The 18,132-nt window shown below is 70.3% G+C and carries 17 protein-coding genes; 11 read left to right on the plus strand and 6 right to left on the minus strand.

Annotation, left to right across the window (positions count from 1 at the left end):
- Positions 1 to 490 precede the first annotated feature (490 nt).
- Both QM568_RS01290 and QM568_RS01295 read right to left on the minus strand, forming a co-directional pair.
- Positions 491 to 1,174: a sirohydrochlorin chelatase gene (locus QM568_RS01290; RefSeq protein ID WP_415135019.1), complete on the minus strand. Its 684-nt coding sequence runs from the start codon at positions 1,172 to 1,174 to the stop codon at positions 491 to 493.
- Between the two features lie 11 nt (positions 1,175 to 1,185).
- Positions 1,186 to 2,055: a CAP domain-containing protein gene (locus QM568_RS01295; RefSeq protein WP_415135021.1), complete on the minus strand. Its 870-nt coding sequence runs from the start codon at positions 2,053 to 2,055 to the stop codon at positions 1,186 to 1,188.
- A gap of 245 nt (positions 2,056 to 2,300) precedes the next feature.
- Between QM568_RS01295 and dnaK the strand changes: the two genes are divergently transcribed.
- The 4 genes from dnaK to QM568_RS01315 are packed head-to-tail and all read left to right on the plus strand — an operon-like array spanning position 2,301 to position 6,236.
- Positions 2,301 to 4,163 (plus strand): molecular chaperone DnaK, encoded by a 1,863-nt coding sequence (gene dnaK / locus QM568_RS01300; protein ID WP_415135023.1) that lies wholly within the window; start codon positions 2,301 to 2,303, stop codon positions 4,161 to 4,163.
- Between the two features lie 2 nt (positions 4,164 to 4,165).
- Positions 4,166 to 4,798 (plus strand): nucleotide exchange factor GrpE, encoded by a 633-nt coding sequence (locus QM568_RS01305; protein WP_415135025.1) that lies wholly within the window; start codon positions 4,166 to 4,168, stop codon positions 4,796 to 4,798.
- A 7-nt stretch (positions 4,799 to 4,805) separates the two neighbouring features.
- Positions 4,806 to 5,786, plus strand: a complete 981-nt coding sequence (locus tag QM568_RS01310) for a DnaJ C-terminal domain-containing protein (protein WP_415135027.1) — start codon at positions 4,806 to 4,808, stop codon at positions 5,784 to 5,786.
- An 18-nt stretch (positions 5,787 to 5,804) separates the two neighbouring features.
- Positions 5,805 to 6,236 carry a heat shock protein transcriptional repressor HspR gene (locus tag QM568_RS01315; protein ID WP_415135029.1) on the plus strand — a complete coding sequence of 144 codons (432 nt, stop codon included), beginning with the start codon at positions 5,805 to 5,807 and terminating at the stop codon, positions 6,234 to 6,236.
- 108 nt (positions 6,237 to 6,344) lie between these two features.
- Here QM568_RS01315 and QM568_RS01320 read toward each other — a convergent pair whose 3' ends face one another.
- Positions 6,345 to 6,677: a hypothetical protein gene (locus QM568_RS01320; protein WP_415135031.1), complete on the minus strand. Its 333-nt coding sequence runs from the start codon at positions 6,675 to 6,677 to the stop codon at positions 6,345 to 6,347.
- A 159-nt stretch (positions 6,678 to 6,836) separates the two neighbouring features.
- Between QM568_RS01320 and QM568_RS01325 the strand changes: the two genes are divergently transcribed.
- The gene (locus tag QM568_RS01325; RefSeq protein ID WP_415135033.1) at positions 6,837 to 8,216 is read left to right on the plus strand and encodes an FAD-dependent oxidoreductase; all 1,380 of its coding nucleotides are present in this window, start codon (positions 6,837 to 6,839) and stop codon (positions 8,214 to 8,216) included.
- Here the strand turns inward: QM568_RS01325 and QM568_RS01330 are convergent.
- Genes QM568_RS01330 through QM568_RS01340 form a run of 3 tightly spaced genes read right to left on the minus strand, consistent with a single transcriptional unit; the run spans position 8,197 to position 12,286 of the window.
- On the minus strand, positions 8,197 to 8,856 hold the full coding sequence (locus tag QM568_RS01330; protein WP_415135035.1) for a Pr6Pr family membrane protein: 660 nt from the start codon (positions 8,854 to 8,856) through the stop codon (positions 8,197 to 8,199). The genes QM568_RS01325 and QM568_RS01330 overlap by 20 nt on opposite strands.
- Positions 8,857 to 8,912: 56 nt before the next feature.
- Positions 8,913 to 10,637, minus strand: coding sequence for an ABC transporter ATP-binding protein (locus tag QM568_RS01335; protein ID WP_415135037.1), 1,725 nt, complete (start codon positions 10,635 to 10,637; stop codon positions 8,913 to 8,915).
- Positions 10,634 to 12,286, minus strand: coding sequence for an ABC transporter transmembrane domain-containing protein (locus QM568_RS01340; RefSeq protein ID WP_415135039.1), 1,653 nt, complete (start codon positions 12,284 to 12,286; stop codon positions 10,634 to 10,636). Before QM568_RS01340 ends, QM568_RS01335 begins: the two co-directional genes overlap by 4 nt.
- A 52-nt stretch (positions 12,287 to 12,338) precedes the next feature.
- Between QM568_RS01340 and QM568_RS01345 the strand changes: the two genes are divergently transcribed.
- The 6 genes from QM568_RS01345 (at position 12,339) to QM568_RS01370 (ending at position 18,069) form a co-directional block, all read left to right on the plus strand.
- Positions 12,339 to 13,124, plus strand: coding sequence for a helix-turn-helix domain-containing protein (locus QM568_RS01345; RefSeq protein WP_415135041.1), 786 nt, complete (start codon positions 12,339 to 12,341; stop codon positions 13,122 to 13,124).
- Positions 13,125 to 13,244: 120 nt separating this feature from the next.
- Positions 13,245 to 14,213, plus strand: coding sequence for an ABC transporter substrate-binding protein (locus QM568_RS01350; protein ID WP_415135043.1), 969 nt, complete (start codon positions 13,245 to 13,247; stop codon positions 14,211 to 14,213).
- Complete coding sequence (locus tag QM568_RS01355; RefSeq protein WP_415135045.1) at positions 14,210 to 15,106, plus strand: siderophore-interacting protein; 897 nt, start codon at positions 14,210 to 14,212, stop codon at positions 15,104 to 15,106. The genes QM568_RS01350 and QM568_RS01355 overlap by 4 nt, the downstream gene beginning before the upstream one ends.
- Positions 15,087 to 16,166, plus strand: a complete 1,080-nt coding sequence (locus QM568_RS01360) for a FecCD family ABC transporter permease (protein ID WP_415135047.1) — start codon at positions 15,087 to 15,089, stop codon at positions 16,164 to 16,166. The genes QM568_RS01355 and QM568_RS01360 overlap by 20 nt, the downstream gene beginning before the upstream one ends.
- Positions 16,163 to 17,239 carry a FecCD family ABC transporter permease gene (locus QM568_RS01365; RefSeq protein ID WP_415135049.1) on the plus strand — a complete coding sequence of 359 codons (1,077 nt, stop codon included), beginning with the start codon at positions 16,163 to 16,165 and terminating at the stop codon, positions 17,237 to 17,239. The genes QM568_RS01360 and QM568_RS01365 overlap by 4 nt, the downstream gene beginning before the upstream one ends.
- On the plus strand, positions 17,236 to 18,069 hold the full coding sequence (locus tag QM568_RS01370) for an ABC transporter ATP-binding protein (protein ID WP_415135051.1): 834 nt from the start codon (positions 17,236 to 17,238) through the stop codon (positions 18,067 to 18,069). Before QM568_RS01365 ends, QM568_RS01370 begins: the two co-directional genes overlap by 4 nt.
- Positions 18,070 to 18,132 lie beyond the last annotated feature (63 nt).

Below are 18,132 nucleotides of genomic sequence, written 5' to 3' on the forward strand. Positions count from 1 at the left end.
ACTCCATCATCCATCGCGACCAGCGCGACCGAGGAACTCAAACTCATCGAAACAGGTAATCCTTCAACTCGCCCTGCGGGCGGACTTGCTACGAACCGGTGGACTCACCCAACCCTGACACGCAGGGTTCTGTGCGCGTCTGCGTGTGCGTCTGTCTGTCTGCGTCTGTCTGCCTGCGTGCGTCTGTCTGCCTGCGTGCGTCTGCGTGTGTCTGCCTGCGTGTGTCTGCCTGCGTGCGTCTGTCTGCGTGCGTCTGTCTGCGTGTGTCTGCCTGCGTGCGCGTCTGCCTGCGCCCGACCCGTTCGGGACGATCGTGCCCGTGCACGTGGTTGCTCCGGTCGCGATTCGTGCCGTTCCGGTGGGGCTGCTGTTCGTTCCGGTCGCGATTCGTGTCGTTCTGCGGGCTTCGGAGCGGCACAGAGTGCGACTGGAGCGGGGATGGGGGAGTCCATTCCGGCACAGAGTGCGACCGGAGCCAGGATCCGGATGCTCAGAACCCCGCGGCGGCGGCCTCGTACCGCGATACGACGAGGTCGATGAGCGGATGCGGGACCGCGCCGCCGTCGAGCAGCGGCAGGGTGACCTCGCGCCCCGCGGCCTGGCGCTGCGCCAGATCGAAGAAGTAGCCCTGCGCGAGCAGATAGGTCGACACGACGGCATCCGGATGCTCCGCGAGTGCCGTCGGCAGGTCGGGCTGCCGCGCGGCGAGGTAGGCGAGGTGCACGTCGCGGCCGAGGTGTGCGCCGAGCAGGGCGCCCATGCCCTCGGCATCCGTGAGCGATCGCGGATCGCGCGATCCCGCCACCGCGAGGATCACCGGGCGCTCGTCGTCGGGCAGCCGCTGCGCGAGCACTTCGGCGAGCCGGACGTCGGGGCCCAGCGGGTCGGAGACGACCGTGAGTGGCCGGGTTGCGGCGATCGCGTGCAGGTCGTGGTGCACGTGGAATCCGCGGGAGAGCAGCAGCGGCACGATCACCAGCGGCCCGTCGATGGTCGGGGCGAGTTCGGCGGCATCCGGTTGCTGCACATCGACGAAGGCCTCGACGACATCGACAGCGGGGAGCGCCACGCGCACCTGGGCGACGAGGGCGGCGATCGCGGCGGCGCCGGCGGCATCGTCGGTGCCGTGGGAGACGGCGAGGAGACTCGGGCGAGCCGTGCGGTAACCAGACATCTTCTCACCTGCTAGTCGAGGAGTCGTAGCGCCTCTACCCGCAGAGCCTTTCCGGTGGTGCCGACGATGATCTTGGCGCCAGCGCCTGATGCGGTCTGGACGGCCTGCCAGCCGATGTTCTGCACGTGCGCCTGCGCGCGGACGGCGATCTGCGGGCTCCACAGCTGCAGGGCCTCCATTCGCAGTGCGCGCCCGGTCGTGCCAACCGTGATCGAGGTGCCGACTCCTGACGTGCATTGTGCCGCCTGCCAGCCGATGTTCTGCACATGCGCACGTGCGCAGATGGTGGTTGAACTCTGCGTCTGCGTCACCATCATCGCTTCGACGCGCAGTCCTCGACCTGTCGTGCCACCGCCGTCGATCCAGCCGAGGGTCTGCACGTGCGTGCGGACGGTGAAGTCGTCCGAGTCGATTGCGACGTATGTGGAGCCGGGGTACTTGACGAAGTTCTGGGTGTAGTACACCGTGCCGTCGGCGGCTGTCGCGATGCCGATGCCGATGTCGGTGTAGTCGCCGAGGATGTTCGCGAGGTGTCCTGCGGACTTCGCCCATCCGGTGGTGACGACCTTGTCATAGGTGTAACCGGCTGCCACGTTCTCGCCGGCCCGCAGCCAACCCTTGGGCAGCTGGCTCGCGTAGTCGGGGTTGTGGCTCATGCCATCCGCGAGTGCCTGCTTGGTGGACCACGCTTGCGCGACGGCGCTCACGGAGGGGTTGAGCACGAGGGGGTCCAAGCCGTTGTCGGCTCGGATCGCGTTCGTGTCTTTGAGGATCTGCGCGATCTGGTCTGACGTCGTCGCGGCGTAGCTGGGAGCGCAGAGGCCAAGGGACAGCATCCCGAGGATGATTCCGGCGGCGATGACAGCGGGGGACTTTTTCACGATTTCTTACTCCGATCGGGGACTCGGATCGAACATCGGGGATGCTGTGACTCTAACCCGCCGCGGTGAACGAGCGTGCATCACATCGTGCGAGGGCGCCAACGTCCCCCCACCCGCATGAAAAGTTGAGCCAATTCATATCAACTTTATTGACAGTGCCTGAGGTCCGCGGTACAGTTGAGCCATCGCGACTCAGGTTTTCCTGATCGCCCCAGACTTCCCGGCCAAAGAACAAGGAGAATCACATGGCACGTGCTGTCGGAATCGACCTCGGTACGACGAACTCCGTCGTCAGCGTCCTCGAGGGCGGCGAGCCGAAGGTCATCGCCAACGCCGAGGGCTTCCGCACCACCCCGTCGGTGGTCGCCTTCACCAAGGACGGCGAGGTGCTCGTCGGCGAGACCGCGAAGCGCCAGGCCGTCACGAACGTCGACCGCACCATCTCGTCGGTCAAGCGCCACATGGGCACCGACTGGTCGTTCGACGTGGACGGCAAGAAGTGGACGCCGCAGGAGATCTCCGCGCGCATCCTCATGAAGCTCAAGCGCGACGCCGAGGCCTACCTCGGCGACACGGTGACGGATGCCGTCATCACCGTCCCCGCGTACTTCAACGACGCCGAGCGTCAGGCCACCAAGGAGGCCGGGGAGATCTCTGGTCTCAACGTCCTGCGCATCATCAACGAGCCCACAGCGGCCGCGCTCGCCTACGGCCTCGACAAGGGCAAGGAGGACGAGCTCATCCTCGTCTTCGACCTCGGTGGCGGAACCTTCGACGTCTCCCTGCTCGAAGTGGGCAAGGACGACGACTTCTCCACCATCCAGGTGCGCGCCACTGCCGGTGACAACCGCCTCGGCGGTGACGACTGGGACCAGCGCCTCGTCGACTTCCTCATCAAGCAGTTCAAGGAGACCAGCGGCGTCGACGTCTCAGGCGACAAGATCGCCCTGCAGCGCCTCAAGGAGGCCGCGGAGCAGGCGAAGAAGGAGCTCTCCAGCTCGACCAGCACCAGCGTCAACCTGCCGTACCTCTCGCTGACCGAGAACGGCCCGGTGTCGCTGAGCGAGACCATCACCCGCGCGAAGTTCGAAGACCTCACCAAGGACCTGCTCGACCGCACCAAGAAGCCGTTCGAGGACGTCATCCGCGAAGCAGGCATCAAGGTGTCCGACATCGACCACATCGTGCTCGTCGGCGGCTCGACCCGTATGCCCGCCGTGGCCGAACTCGTCAAGCGCGAGACCGGCAAGGAGCCCAACAAGGGCGTGAACCCCGATGAGGTCGTCGCCGTCGGCGCGGCTCTTCAGGCCGGAGTGCTGAAGGGCGAGCGCAAGGACGTCCTGCTCATCGATGTCACGCCGCTGAGTCTCGGCATCGAGACCAAGGGCGGCATGATGACCAAGCTCATCGAGCGCAACACGGCCATCCCGACCAAGCGCAGCGAGACCTTCACCACGGCAGACGACAACCAGCCGTCGGTGGCGATCCAGGTCTTCCAGGGCGAGCGCGAGTTCACGCGCGACAACAAGCCGCTCGGCACCTTCGAGCTCACCGGCATCGCGCCCGCCCCCCGCGGCATCCCGCAGATCGAGGTCACCTTCGACATCGACGCGAACGGCATCGTGCACGTGTCCGCCAAGGACAAGGGCACAGGAAAGGAACAGTCGATGACGATCACCGGCGGCTCGTCGCTCTCGAAGGACGACATCGACCGCATGGTGCGCGAGGCCGAAGAGCACGCCGCCGAGGACAAGGCGCGCCGCGAGGCCGCCGAGGTCCGCAACCAGGCAGAGACGCTCGCGTACTCGATCGACAAGCTCATCGCCGAGAACGACGACAAGCTGCCCGAAGACGTCAAGACCGAGGTGAAGGCCGATGTCGACGCGCTCAAGACGGCGCTGGCCGGCGACGACGACGAGGCCGTGAAGACCGCGTTCGAGAAGCTGAACCAGTCGCAGACGAAGCTCGGCGAGGCGATCTACGCGCAGTCCCAGGCGGACGCCGCCGCCGACGCGTCGGCATCGGGCGAGGCCCCCGCCGGTGACGGATCCTCCGAGGAGGATGTCATCGACGCCGAGGTCGTCGACGACGAGGACGAGAAGAAGTAACCATGACGGAGAAGAACTTCGAAGAGAACGAGGTTCCGGAGGGGTCGGATGCTCAGGCATCCGGCCCCGCGCCGCAGGATCCCGATTCCGGTGAGACCAGCGCCGCGGAGGGCTCCGGCGACGAGCTCACGGTCGATGACATCCTGAATGCGGACCAGACCGCGGATGCCGCTGCCGGTGACCCGATCGAGGATGCCGAGAACGCGCTGCTCATCGACCTCAAACGGCTGACGGCCGAGTACGCGAACTACCGTCGTCGCACGGAGGAGCAGCGCACGATCGAGATCCAGCGTGCGAAGGGTGAGGCCGTCAAGGGCCTCATCCCCGTGCTCGACGATCTCGCCAGGGCCGCCCAGCACGGCGACCTCGTCGAGGGGACGCCGTTCGCCGTGATCGCCGAGAAGGTGCGCGCGGTGGTCGAGCGCCTCGGCGTGGTCGTCTACGGCGAAGCCGGAGAGGACTTCGACCCGCAGCACCACGAGGCCATCTTCCAGCAGCCGACCCCGGGCGCTGAGAAGGCCACGATCCTCGAGGTCGTCGAGGTCGGGTACCGCCTCGGCGATGTCGAACTGCGCCCCGCGAAGGTCGTCGTCGCCGTGCCGGCTGACCCTTCGACGGGCTCAGAGACCGCTTAGGAGGCTCATGGCTAGCCAGGACTGGTTCGACAAGGATTTCTACAAGATCCTCGGTGTCGACAAGAACGTGAGCGATGCCGATCTCAAGAAGACCTATCGCAAGCTCGCCCGCACGTATCACCCCGACTCGAATCAGGGCGATGCCAAGGCCGAAGCGAAGTTCAAGGAGATCAGCGAGGCCTACTCGGTGCTCTCCGACGCCACGCAGCGCAAGGAGTACGACGAGATCCGCGCCATGGGCTCCGGCGCCCGCTTCACGGCGGGCGGCCAGGGCGCTGGCGGCTTCGAGGACGTCTTCAGTCGTTTCGGCCAGCAGGGCCGGGGGCAGACCGCCGACTTCGAGGACATCTTCTCGATGTTCAGCCAGGGCGGCGGCAGCTTCGGCTCGGGCCGTTTCGGGCAGACTTCGGGCGGATTCCGCGGCTTCGGCGGTCCGCAGCGCGGCGCCGACGTGACCGCGCGCACGACCATCGACTTCGCCACGGCCGCGCAGGGAGACACGATCACGCTGCAGGGCGAGGACGGCAAGCCGTTCAAGGTGAAGATCCCCGCCGGGGTCTCCGACGGGCAGAAGATCCGTCTGCGCGGTCGGGGGCGCCCGTCGCCAGACGGCGGTGAGAGCGGCGACATCGTCGTGCAGATCGCGGTGCGTCCGCATCCGGTCTTCACCCGCGACGGCCTCAACCTCCGCGTCGTCGTACCGGTCACCTTCACCGAGGCCGTCCTCGGCGCGACGATCGAGGTGCCGACGCTCGGCGGCGACACCGTCAAGCTGCGCGTCGCCCCCGGCGCCCCCTCGGGGCGCGTGCTGCGCGTCAAGGGCCGTGGCATCACCTCGTCGAAGGGCGCGGGAGACCTCCTCGCCGAGCTCCAGGTGGCGGTGCCGTCGCACCTCGACGACGCCGCCCGCGAGGCGCTCGAGAAGTTCCACGAGCTGGAGCCGAACGAGAACCCCCGCGCCGACCTCATGGCGAAGGCCCGGCGATGATCGGGGGCGGTGAGCTCGATGGCTGAACAGGGACGTATGGATGCCGACACCCCGGTCTTCGCGATCGCGGTCGCCGCCGAGCTCGCCGGGATGCATCCGCAGACCCTGCGTCAGTACGACAGGATCGGTCTCGTCGTGCCGGGGCGCACGACCGGAGGCTCGCGGCGCTACTCGCCCCGCAACATCGAGCAGCTCCGCGAGGTCGCCCAGCTCTCCGCCGAGGGCATGAGCCTGCCCGCCATCGCGCGGCTGCTCGACCTCGAGGACGAGAACCGCATGCTGCGCCGCCGCGTCGCCGAGCTCGACGCGGCGCTGCGCGCCGAGCGGGAGAACCGCCCCGGCGTGCGGGTGTTCGCCGCGGGCTCTGCCGGGGTCGTGCCGGTGCCGAGCGGCCGCCGCATCCGCCGCTCCACGGAGATCGTGCTCTGGGATCCGCGCGCCCGCGATTAGGCTCCGGCCTGTTCGCCGCACGTTCCGTGCGGACTCGCTGGGACTCGCGCGCCCGCGATGAGCCTGTCTCGCGGCCTCGCGGTCTCGCGGCCTCCGAGGCCCCGTCGGCTAGGAGTTCCGCCAGAACTTGGTCGCGAGGTTCGCGACCTCTTTGTCGAGGTCGTCCACGCGGCGGTCGAGAGTGTCCAATCGGCTCGTGAGCCTTTCATCGAGCGTCTCGATCTTGAGCGTGAGCTTCTCGTCGAGGGCATCGATCTTCGTGCTGAGACTCGCCTCCATGCCGACCATCCTGCCCTCGAGGCCGCCCATCCGCCCCTCGATCCCCGAGATCTCGGCCCTGATCACCCTGCTGAACTGCGAGGTCATCAGGGACATGCCGCCCAGTACTGCTGCGGCGAACACGCCGATGAGCGTCCACACCTGCGGGTCGTTCATCTCCATTCCTCCATCCTGCGTCGTTCCGCCCAGATTGTCATCCCCGTCCGACACGGGATGCCGGAATCCCACGGACTGTGGACAACTTCGCAGATTCCTCGACTGGGGAAGGAGAGTGGGCAGGGAGAGTGGGGACGAGCCCGGGCGCGGTATCGTTGCGTCACGATGAGGATCTCGCGTCGCACGCTGCTGGTCGGCACCGGAGCCGGCGTGCTCGGCGTGCTCCTCGCCTCGTGCACGCGGGAGCCCGCACCGACGCCCACCCTCGATCGCTCTCCGACGCCGCAGCCCACGGATGCTCCGGAGGGGCCAGCGCCCACCGCCTTCCTGCGCAGCGCCTGGACGAACGATCCCTCCGCCCTCGGGGCCGTGAGCTTCACCCCGGTGGGGGTGCAGAGCACGGCGCGCGACGCCCTGGCCGGCTCGGTCGATGACCGACTGTTCTTCGCCGGGGAGGCCACCGATGCCGAGGCGCCGGGGACGATGGCGGGCGCTGTGCGCTCCGGCCTCCGCGCGGCCGAGGAGCTTCTCGACGCCGCCGGCGCTGGCGAGCGCGTAGCGATCGTCGGCGCGGGTCTCGCCGGTGCCGTCGCGGCGAAGCGCCTCGTCCCGACCGGCCTCGAGCTCACGGTGTTCGAGGCGCGCGATCGCACCGGCGGACGCGTGCAGAGCATCGTGAACGACGAGGTCTGGCCCGTACCCGCCCAGCTCGGCGGCTGGCTGTTCGGCGAGGACGACGCCGAGATCGCCGAGCGCCTGAACGGTCTCGATATCCGCACTGCCGCGCTGGATGCCGCCCTCTGGCGTTCCGTCGGCGACGGAGCCGACGTCGAACCCCCGTCGACGCAGCCGCTGACCGACGCGATCGTCGCGGCGCAGGCGCTGCCCGCCGACACGTCGCTGGCCGACGCCCTCGCCGAAGCCGGCGCCGATCCGGCGGATCCCGCTCTCCAGGCACTGCTCGCCTTCGTCTCAGCATCCGCCGGATCCGATGCCGCGCAGGTCTCTTCGTGGTTCCCGCCGGCGCTACCGCCCGCCACGCGCACCGCCGTGCTGGGCGACCTGGACGACGTCTTCGCGGAGCTCCTCGACGGGGTGCGGGTGAGTCTGTCGTCGGCGGTCTCGCGCGTCGCCTACGACGAGGCGGGCGTGAGCCTCGGCATCGCGACCGGTGAATCGCTCTCCTTCGATCGAGTGCTGCTCACCGTGCCCCTCGGCGTGCTGCAGACCGGCGGCGTCGAGTTCGCCCCGAAGCTCCCCTTCGCCCACCGCGGCGCGATCGCCGATCTGGGCGTGGGGTTCATCGAGACCGTGTGGCTGCGCTTCGATGAGCCGATCCTCGACACCGAGGCCACGATCTGGCACGTGATCGGCGGCGACGCCGTCATCCGCACGTGGGTCAACCTCGCGCCGGTCACGGGAGACGCGATCCTCGTCGGCCTCGTCGGAGGAGCGGATGCCGTCGCCTTCGCCGATCTCGACGACGAGGAGGCTCAGGCGGCCGCGATCGCTGCGCTGGCGGCGTTCATGCCGGAGGGGGTATAGAGCGACGGGCGGGCTGCGGCATCCGGCTCAGCAGCACGAGCGCGCACGCGACGAGGGCGAAGATCGCCAGCGCCACGCCGCTCGTGAGGAGGAACTCCGGTGGGCCTGACACCTGCCGCGGGTCGAGGAAGTAGTACGGGTACCAGCCGACGAGCGGGCCCCGCCACATCGTCACGCCGCCCCATACGAGGGGGAACAGCAGCGACGTCGGCACGATCCACCAGGAGACGCCGCGGTGTCCGGGGGTGAGCGCCCACGCGATCGCCGTGCACGCGGGCAGAAAGAAGTGCAGCACCTGGTCGGACCAGGGCACGTCGACGCGGATGCCGCGGATGCCGGCCTGCCACACGATGAGCGCGAAGGCGAGACCGGCGGTGATCGTCCAGGTCAGCACGAGCGAGAGGGCGATGCTGAACCAGCGCGGATCGGCGACGCGCGTGAACGCGAGGACGGCTCCGAGCACGAGCACCACGACGAGCGCGCAGTTGGATTCGACGGTGAGGTAGGCGAAGAAGTTCTCACCGGCGACCGTGTGCGAACTCAGTCCCCACAACAGCCGGTGCACGAGGGCGACCGTGCAGACGATCGCGGCGGTCAGACGCAGTGCGCCGAAGACCGCCCGCGCCTGCACTTTCCCCATCTGGCGAGTCTACGGAAGCCCGATCGGTGTCCTCGTTCAGGGGCGCCGCGTCGCGCTCAGCGCGAGCCCTCGCCGCGCGACCACGCCTCCCAGAGCCGGGCGTAGGGGCCGCCCCGTGCGACGAGCTCCTCGTGCGGGCCCTGTTCGACCACGCGGCCGCCGTCCATGACGATCACGACGTCGGCCCTGGCCGCCTGATCGAGGCGGTGCGCGATCGTCAGCGTCGTGCGTCCGGCAGCCGCCTGCGCTACCGCGCTGTCGAGCGAGGCCGTGCCACCGGCCGCGGCTGTGGCCTCGTCGAGCACGAGCACGTCGGGGTCATGCAGCAGCAGCCGCGCGAGAGCCAGCTGCTGCGACTCGACCACCGTGAGCGCATGCCCCCCGGCGCCGATCACGGTGTCGAGTCCCTCCGGGAGCCGGGCCGTCCACTCGGACGCGCCGACCTGGGCGAGCACCCGGCGCAGGTCCGCGTCGTCCGCCGACGGACGGGCGAGGCGGAGGTCCTCCGCGAGGGTGCCGGCGAACACGTGCGGCTCCTGCCCCGCCAGGCCGACCCGGGGGAGTTGGTCTTCGTGCCCGCCGAAGCGCACAGCACCGGCATCCGCGTCCAGCGTGCCGAGCACGAGGGCGGCGACCGTGCTCTTGCCTGCGCCGCTCGCGCCGACCACGGCGGCGGTGCGCCCTGCGGGAATGGAGAAGGACACGTCCGTCACCGCGAAGCCCTCGCCGTATGCGAAGCACACGCCGTCGAGCTCGACGGCTGTCGGCGCCCGACCCTCGCGGACCGGCGGCCGCACGCGTTCGGGCAGCTGCAGCACGCCGGTCATCCTGGCGAGCGCCGCCGACGCCTTCTGCAGCTCGTCGATGCTGCTGAGCACCGTGCCGATCGGCCCGAACAGGGCGTGGAAGTACAGCGCTGCGACGGTGGCCCCGCCGACGGTCGCCGCGCCGCTCTGCGCCAGGGCGAAGCCCACGGCGAGCACGGAGCCCAGCCCGATGAGCTCGGCGGCGTTCAGGCGGTTCCACAGGCCGACGCTCACGCGGGCGGCGCGCAGCTCCATCCGCACGGCATCCCGCGCCGCCCCGTCGACGTGCTTCTCCTGGTCCACCGCCACGCCCATCGCCCGCACCGTCGAGGCGGCGTCGATGGTCTCCAGCACTCGCCGCGAGCGCTCCCCCTCGGCGGCCCGCGCCGCGAGATACGCGGGGCGCGCGTGCTTCAGGTAGCGCCGCGTGGCGAGCACCTGCACCGGAACGGCGGCGAGGGCGGCCAAGGCGAAGCGCCAGTCGATCGCGCCGAGGCCGACGATCGTGACGGCCACGGAGAAGCCGGCGCTCGCGAAAGAGGGCAGCACGCTGCTGACCACGTCGCCGACGACCCTGGCGTCGCTGGCCGCGCGCGAGACGAGGTCTCCGCGTCCGGCCCGCTCGACGACGATCGACGGCAGGTGCAGCAGCCGGGAGACCACCTGCTCGCGCAGCTGCGCCAGCACGCCTTCGCCGAGACGGGCGACGAGCAGCCGGCCGAGGCCGGTGAGCACGGCGCTCAGGAGCCCGGCAGCGAGCAGCAGGCCGATCAGCCAGGGCAGTCTCGCTGAGTCGCCGGCGACCACCGCATCGACGATGAATCCCAGCGCCGCGGGCAGGGCGAGGGCGGAGACGGATGCTGCGCACAGCGTGAGCGCCGCGAGACCCAGCGGCACCCACCGCACCCTGAGCAGTGCGCCGAGCGCTCGGCGCGTCTCGGCCGGTTCCGCGGTGGGGAGCGGGGAGACGCTCATGCGCGGACCTCCGCCGCGCTCTCGGCCGCAGGGGCCGGCTGCTCCTGCGGGGCCGGCACGTGCAGCACGTCGTCGCACACCTGCGCCAGGGCGGGGCTCGCGGCGAGGATGACGGTGGTGCGCCCTGCTCTGTGCGCGCGCAGACGCTGGGCGATGGTCGCCTCGGTCACGGAGTCGACGGCGCTCGTCGGGTCGTGCAGCACGAGCACTGCGGAGTCCCGCGCGAGACCGCGGGCGAGGGCGACGCGCTGGCGCTGCCCGCCCGAGAGGGTCAGGCCCCGCTCGCCGATCGGATAGGCCCAGTCGCCGCCGGCGGCGTGCAGCACGTCGTCGAGCACCGCGGTCTCGGCCGCCGCATCGAGGGCGGCGATCGTGAGCGGACGGTGCAGCTCCACGTTCTCGCGGAGCGTGCCGGCGAAGATCGCGGGCTGGTGCGGGGGAGCGAGCACGACCCCTTGCGCCCCGGCGAGGTCGCGTCCGCCCACGAGGATGCGCCCTGCATCGAGGGGACGGAGCCCGGCGAGAACCTCCTGCAGCTCCACAGCGCCACGGGGGTCGGCGACCGTGACCGCGAGGTGGGCGCCGGCATCCACTCGCACGGAGAACGGACCGGCGTGCGCAGTGCGCACGTCCTCGAAGACGAGCTCGACCGGCCCGTCCTCGCAGTTCGCGTTCGGGGGCTCCGCAGCGGAGGACGAGCCCTCCTCGCCGAGCACCGCGTCGACCCTCTTCGCCGAGGCACGAACGCCGGCGAGCTCGGCGCCGATGAAGGCGAGTCCGCTCACCGGCCAGTGCAGGAACTGCGCGAGCCCGAGCACCGCGACGAGCTCTCCGACGCTGACCCGACCGGCCGCGGCTTCCGCCGCTGCAGCACCGGCGACGACGGCGAGCAGGATGGTGGAGCCGGCCATGCTCGCCACCGTGTAGGTCGCCTTCAAGGCGACGGCGCGGCGTGAGGCGAGCAGCGAGCGCCGGTTGGCCTCGGCGAACCGGGCCACCGCCGCGTCCTCGGCGCGGAGCCCGGCGATGGCTCGCAGACCGGTGAGCAGATCGGCCGCCGTGGCGCTCGCGGCGGCGGTGGCGGCCTGTTCCGCATCCGTCCGCCGCTCCAGCGGCGCGGTGACGAAGTGCAGCAGCACCACGAGCACGGGGGTGGACAGGAGCACCAGCAGCCCGAGCGGCAGGGAGATGAGCAGCAGTGATACCGCGGCGGTGAGCACGGCGGCCAGCTGCGCGGCGCCGGACCCGAACAGCCAGATGACCGCGGACGCGCGGTCGGCGTCGCTGCTCGCGATGCTGAGGAGCTCTCCCGGCGTGCGGCGGCGCACGAATCCCGCGGGCGAGAGCACTCGGGTCACCAGGGCGCGGCGGATGTCCCTCGCCCCCTCCTCGTACATCCGCACGGCGACCAGCTCGCCGAGCCGCCAGGCGAACAGAAGCGCGGCGAACAGCGCGCACAGCACGCCGAGCCAGATCAGCAGCGCCGTGCCGTCTCCTGGCTCGATCGCCCGGTCGATCACGACGCCGATCAGCACGGGCACGAGCGCCTCGGCGATCTGGTGGACGACGAAGCCCCCGATGGTCAGAGGCAGCAGCGGCCGTCGGCCAGAGAAGACGGTGCGCAGCGCGGAAGGGGGAGCGGAAGGCACGGAGGTCAGCCTAGGCTAACCTCGGTGCAGCCGAGAGACGATAGGAGGACCGATGATGTCGCAGAACGGCCAAACTGACGATCCCTCGATCGGGGAGGTTCCGATCGGGACATCGGGCATCGTGACGAACTCGTTCGCGATCGACGGCGCGGCGGAGTGGGGGTGGCATCGTCACGACGCCGACGAGCTCCTGTGGGGCACGCGGGGCTCGCTCGTCGTCGAGACCGCGCGCGGCTTCCATGCGGTCCCATGGACGGTGGGACTGTGGATCCCTGCCGGCGAACCGCACCGGGTGACCGCATCCGGCGGCACGGAGTTCTTCTGCAGCTACCTCGCTGCGGGCCTCGGTCCGTCGCCGCGCGACGACGTCGGTGCCGTCGGCATTCCCGCCGCGGCGAGAGCGCTGTTCGACGAGCTCTCGACCAGGGCTCTCGAGCCCGTCACCCGGCGGCTCGCCGAGCAACTGCTGCCGCGCCTGCTCGACCGCGCGGAGCTCGTGCATCTCGACCTCGCCTTTCCGGAGGATGACAGGGCGCGACGCATCGCCGATGCGGTGCGCTCCGACCCGGCGGATGCGCGCACCCTCAGCGAATGGGGCGCCGTCGTCGGCGGCAGCGAGCGCAACCTCTCACGGCTGTTCCGCCGCGAGACCTCGCTGTCGTTCGCGCAATGGCGCACGAGAGCACGGATGCTCGCGGCCGTGGAGCTGCTCGCCGCCGGCGCGCCGGTCGGGGCGGTGGGGCGGCGCGTCGGCTATGCGACCCCGAGCGCCTTCGTGCAGGCGTTCCGGCGCGAGCTGGGCACGACGCCTGGCACTTTCGCCCTCGCCGCGCAGTGATTCGTCCGGTAGACGACATCCACTGGCGGAGTCGTGACATCCGGGTGGGGGAAGATTCTTGGGTACTTAGGCAAGCCTCAGCTCAAGATGCCCGACCCCACCCGAATCGAAGGTCCCTTCATGACGTCCTCCCGTCCTCGCGCCGTCCGTGCCCTCAGCGTCGGTCTCGGCGCCGCGCTTCTGCTCACCTCATGCGCCTCCGCGCAGACCGATGATGCGGCATCCGACGACACCATCACCGTCGACACCGAGTTCGGCGAGGTGACCGTCCCCGCTGAGCCCCAGGCCGCGATGGGCTTCTACACGACCGACGTCGACATCCTCATCACGCTCGGCTACCCGCTCGCGAAGGAGCAGCCCATCCGCTACGACTGGGACACCTTCCCCAGCTTCTTCCCGCAGCAGGAGCTGGAGGGCATCGAGGGCTTCCACAACTACCCCGAGTTCAACCTCGAACACATTCTCGAGGTCGGTCCCGACTTCATTCTCAACGGCCTCGGCTACGAGACCGACCTGCACGACAAGCTCACCCCGATCGCGCCGACGTACACCTACAATGCCTTCGACGGCGGGGATTGGCGCGACAAGTTCCGCCAGGTCGCGAAGGATCTCGGCCGCGAAGAACAGGCGCAGGCCTGGCTCGACGACTACGAAGCGCGCGCCGCCGATGTGAAGGCAGAGCTTGAAGAGCAGGGCATCTCTCCGGTCGTCGCCGATATCTCCTACTGGGACGGACAGGTCCAGACCGGGTGCTATAGCATCGCCTGCCTCGTCTTCGCCGATCTCGGACTCGAGATCACACCCCTGGCGGATGGCGACGGAGACGGCAAGCCAGACACGACCGGCCAGCCCCTCAGCGCCGAGCAGATCGGGGACCTGGCAGATATCGACGTCATCTTCACCGGTGTGAGCGAGGACGGCTCCGGGCTCATCACCGATGAGGAGGCGCTGAAGTCCAACCCGCTGTGGAGCGCGCTGCCCTTCGTCGTCGACGGCGAGGTCTACCCCTACAACTACGAGATGAGCTATGGCTCTCCGAGCGGCCAGGACGGCCTGCTCGAGGTCGTGCGCCAGGCACTGCTCGGATGAGCCGGCCCGCCGTCAACCGCGTGCACCGCGTCGAGGTCGAGAGCGTCGAGCAGCTGACACCCGGCATGGTGCGGATCGTCTTCGAAGGGGCCGGGCTGGAGGGCTTCCTCTCCTCCGGGGTGGGCGATGAGTACCTGCGCCTGTTCCTGCCGGCATCCGGCCACGAGGAGCCCGTGCTCCCCGAGCCGACCGACGACGGCTACTGGGCGTTCCCCGAGGGGGCGACCACCGAGGTGCGCACGTACACCGTGCGCGCCTGGGACCCGGTGGCCGGACGCCTCACGATCGACTTCGTGGTGCACGACGGCGGCATCGCCGCCACCTGGGCGCTGGGTGCGAAGCCCGGTCACGTGGTCGGCGTGAACACGCCGCGCGGTCTGTACGACCCGCCGGAGGACATCCGCTGGCAGCTGCTCGTGGCCGACGCGACCGGTCTGCCTGCGGCGCTGCGCCTGATCGAGCAGGCACCGGCAGGGGTCCGCACCCGTGTCGTGCTCGAGGTGGCGGATGCCGCGGACGAGCACAGCGTCGATCTGCCCCAGGGCGTCGAGCTCACCTGGGTGCACGGGGGCAACGGCCACGGCCCGAGCCGCGTCGACGAGATCGTCTTGGCGAGCGAGCTGCCGAGCGAGCCCGGCTACGTCTGGGTCGCCGGGGAGACGCGGGTGACCAGGGCCGTGCGCAGGTACCTGCGGCACACGCTGAAGCTGCCGTCGACCGCCTACAAGGTGGTCGGCTACTGGACGGCGAACGCCGAGCAGTGGAGCGAGCGCTTCGAGGCCCTCCCCGACGAGGTGCGTCTGCGCCTGCGCGAGATGTGGGACGACGAGTCCCGCGACGTCGAAGAGGTCGAGGACGAGTACGAGGCGACGCTTGAGGCTCACGGACTCTGAGACCGATCCGGCCGCCTGGCCGCAGACGTCAGCGGCGGTCGAGAGCGCCCGCGCCGCGATCGGCGTCTCCGCCCGGCGGCGGATCGCCGGCTTCGCGCTGACCCTCGCGGTGCTCGGCGTGTGCATCGTGATCAGCCTCGTGCTCGGCTCGAAGGATCTCTCGCCGGAGCGGATCGTCGCCGGACTCACCGGAGCGGATGCCGACGCATGGACGATCATCTTCGAGCTGCGTGGTTCGCGCACTGTGCTCGGCATCCTGGTCGGTGCGGCGCTGGGCATCGCCGGGGCGCTGATGCAGGCGTTCACTCGCAACCCCCTCGCCGATCCAGGCATCCTCGGTGTCAACGCGGGCGCGGCCTTCGCCGTCGCCGTCGGGGCTGCGGCGTTCGGCCTCACCACGCTGTCCGGCACCATCTGGTTCGCCCTCGGCGGGGCCGTCGTCACCACCTTCGCGGTCTGGGCGATCGGCGCGGCCGGGCGGAGCGGCACTGATCCGCTGCGCATCACGCTCTCCGGCGTCGCGATCGGCGCCTTCCTCAGCGGCTTCACCTCGGCGATCACGCTCCTGCTGCCAGAGGTCTTCAACCGCATGCGGGGCTGGAACGCCGGCAGCATCGCGAGCACTCCGCCCGAACAGTTCGGCTTCATGGTGCCGTTCCTGCTCGCAGGGTTCGTCTTCGCCTTCCTCGTCGCAAAACCGCTCAACGCGGTGGCCCTGGGCGATGACCTCGCCGTATCTCTCGGTTCTCGTGTCGTCCGCACCCGTGTGCTGTCGATCATCGCGGCGACGCTGCTGTGCGCGGCCGCGACCGCTGCCGCCGGCCCCATCGGATTCATCGGGCTCATGGTCCCGCACGCGGTGCGCTGGTTCACCGGGCCCGACCAGCGCTGGATCTTCGCCGGCAGCGCCGTGGCCGCACCCGTGCTCGTCCTCGCCAGCGACGTCGTAGGCCGCCTCATCCTCTCCAGCGGCGAGCTGCCGGTGGGCATCGTCACGGCCTTCGTCGGCGGCCCCGTGCTGATCGCGCTCGTTCGGAGGAAGGGGGCGAGCGCGCTGTGACCGCCCTCCTCCCGCCCGATGAGCTCTCCTTCGACCGCGGCTACCGCTATCGGGTGCTGCGCTCGCGCGCCGAGCATCTGAGCATCCTGATCCGGCTGCGCCCGGCCATCGTGACCCTCGCGCTCATGCTCGCGGCGGCCGCGGTCGCCGTGGTGAGCCTGGGCATCGGCGACTTCGTCGTGCCAATCCCCGACGTCGTCGCCACGCTGTTCGGCCTCGGCAGCCCCAAGGCACAGTTGGTCGTGCTGCAGTGGCGGATGCCGCGCGTGCTCTTAGCCCTCGCCCTGGGTGCGGCGCTGGGAGCCGCAGGAGCGATCTTCCAATCCCTGACCCGCAATCCCCTTGGCAGCCCCGACCTCATCGGCTTCGACTCGGGAGCGTACGTGGGTGCGCTGCTGGTGATCACGACCGTCGGCACCGGCTATGCGGCCGTCGCGGCCGGCTCCATCGCCGGCGGGCTCGCGACGGCGGTGCTCGTGTACGTGCTGGCGTACCGGCGCGGCTTCCAGGGCTTCCGGCTCATCATCGTCGGCATCGCCGTGTCGGCCATGATGGCCTCGGTGGACACCTGGATCATCCTCAACGCCGACCTGTACATCGCGCTCGCCGCGGGGGCGTGGGGGAGCGGATCGCTGAACGCGGTCGGCTGGGAGCAGGCCGGACCCGCGACGATCGTGATCATCGTGCTCGGGGTGCTCGCCGCCCTCCTCGCCCGCGGCATGCACGCCCTCGAGGTGGGCGACGACGCGGCGGTCGCCCTGGGCGTGCAGGGAGGCCGGGTGCGTCTCGGGCTCGTCGCCGTCGGTGTGGGCTTCACCGCCACGGCGACCGCCGCCGCCGGTCCGATCGCGTTCGTCTCGCTGGCCGCCCCGCAGCTCGCGCGCCGGCTGACCCGCTCGGCCGGCGTCACCCTCGCCGCATCCGCGGCCATGGGATCCTTCCTGCTGGTCGCGAGCGATCTGGTCGCGCAGCGGCTGTTCGCGCCGGCGCAGCTGCCGGTCGGCGTGGTCACGGTCTGTTTCGGCGGCGCTTATCTCATCTGGTTGCTCATCTCGGAGGCGCGCAGGCGATGACGGACATCACGACGGAGAACACGGATGCCGGCGGCGCCGCGCACGCCGAGGCGAGGCTGCGCGCGGAGGATGTCGCCCTCGCCTACGACGGCCGGGTGATCAGCGAGGGGCTCTCGGTGCGGATCCCCACCGGCTCTTTCACGGTGATCGTCGGGCCGAACGCCTGCGGCAAGTCGACGCTGCTGCGGGCGCTGGCGCGTGTGATGAAGCCGTCGGCGGGGTCAGTGCTCCTCGACGGCGCCGACATCGGCTCCTATCCGGCGAAGGCGGTGGCCCGTCAGCTCGGCCTGCTGCCGCAGACCTCGATCGCTCCGGAGGGGATCACGGTCGCCGACCTTGTGGCGCGGGGGCGGCATCCGCATCAGGGACTCTTCCGGCAGTGGTCCGCGAGCGATGAGCGCGCGGTGGCCGAGGCTCTCGTCGCGACGAACACGGCCGATCTCGCCGGGCGTCTCGTGGAGGAGCTCTCCGGAGGCCAGCGCCAGCGCGTGTGGGTGGCGATGGTTCTCGCCCAGCAGACGCCGCTGCTGCTGCTGGACGAACCGACGACCTTCCTCGACATCGCGCACCAGTACGAGCTGCTCGAGCTGCTGCGCCGCCTGCACGCGACGGGGGACCGCACTCTCGTGGCGGTGCTGCACGACCTCAATCAGGCCGCACGATACGCCGACAACCTCGTCGTGATGCGCGACGGGCGGGTGGTGACCACCGGTGCCCCTGCTGAGGTGCTGACGGCCGAGCTCGTCGAGGAGGTCTTCGGCCTGCCGTGCACGATCATCCCCGATCCGCACACCGGGTCTCCGCTCGTGGTGCCGCGCCCACGGGGCTGATCCCCCGCCCCGTTCCGGTCGCGAACCCGGCTCGAATTCCGCGCGAGATCGAGCCGGGTTCGC

The organism is Microbacterium sp., assembly GCF_047607465.1.
In the GTDB taxonomy this organism is placed as follows: Bacteria; Actinomycetota; Actinomycetes; order Actinomycetales; family Microbacteriaceae; genus Microbacterium.

Bases quoted from the DNA above. Each gene is read 5' to 3' on its own strand.
- QM568_RS01310 (WP_415135027.1), top strand. From the start codon at position 4,806: ATGGCTAGCCAGGACTGGTTCGACAAGGATTTCTACAAGATCCTCGGT.
- QM568_RS01330 (WP_415135035.1), bottom strand. From the start codon at position 8,856: ATGGGGAAAGTGCAGGCGCGGGCGGTCTTCGGCGCACTGCGTCTGACC.
- QM568_RS01370 (WP_415135051.1), top strand. From the start codon at position 17,236: ATGACGGACATCACGACGGAGAACACGGATGCCGGCGGCGCCGCGCAC.
- QM568_RS01355 (WP_415135045.1), top strand. From the start codon at position 14,210: ATGAGCCGGCCCGCCGTCAACCGCGTGCACCGCGTCGAGGTCGAGAGC.
- dnaK (WP_415135023.1), top strand. From the start codon at position 2,301: ATGGCACGTGCTGTCGGAATCGACCTCGGTACGACGAACTCCGTCGTC.
- QM568_RS01345 (WP_415135041.1), top strand. From the start codon at position 12,339: ATGATGTCGCAGAACGGCCAAACTGACGATCCCTCGATCGGGGAGGTT.
- QM568_RS01335 (WP_415135037.1), bottom strand. From the start codon at position 10,637: ATGAGCGTCTCCCCGCTCCCCACCGCGGAACCGGCCGAGACGCGCCGA.
- QM568_RS01325 (WP_415135033.1), top strand. From the start codon at position 6,837: ATGAGGATCTCGCGTCGCACGCTGCTGGTCGGCACCGGAGCCGGCGTG.
- QM568_RS01350 (WP_415135043.1), top strand. From the start codon at position 13,245: ATGACGTCCTCCCGTCCTCGCGCCGTCCGTGCCCTCAGCGTCGGTCTC.
- QM568_RS01315 (WP_415135029.1), top strand. From the start codon at position 5,805: ATGGCTGAACAGGGACGTATGGATGCCGACACCCCGGTCTTCGCGATC.
- QM568_RS01320 (WP_415135031.1), bottom strand. From the start codon at position 6,677: ATGGAGATGAACGACCCGCAGGTGTGGACGCTCATCGGCGTGTTCGCC.
- QM568_RS01305 (WP_415135025.1), top strand. From the start codon at position 4,166: ATGACGGAGAAGAACTTCGAAGAGAACGAGGTTCCGGAGGGGTCGGAT.
- QM568_RS01290 (WP_415135019.1), bottom strand. From the start codon at position 1,174: ATGTCTGGTTACCGCACGGCTCGCCCGAGTCTCCTCGCCGTCTCCCAC.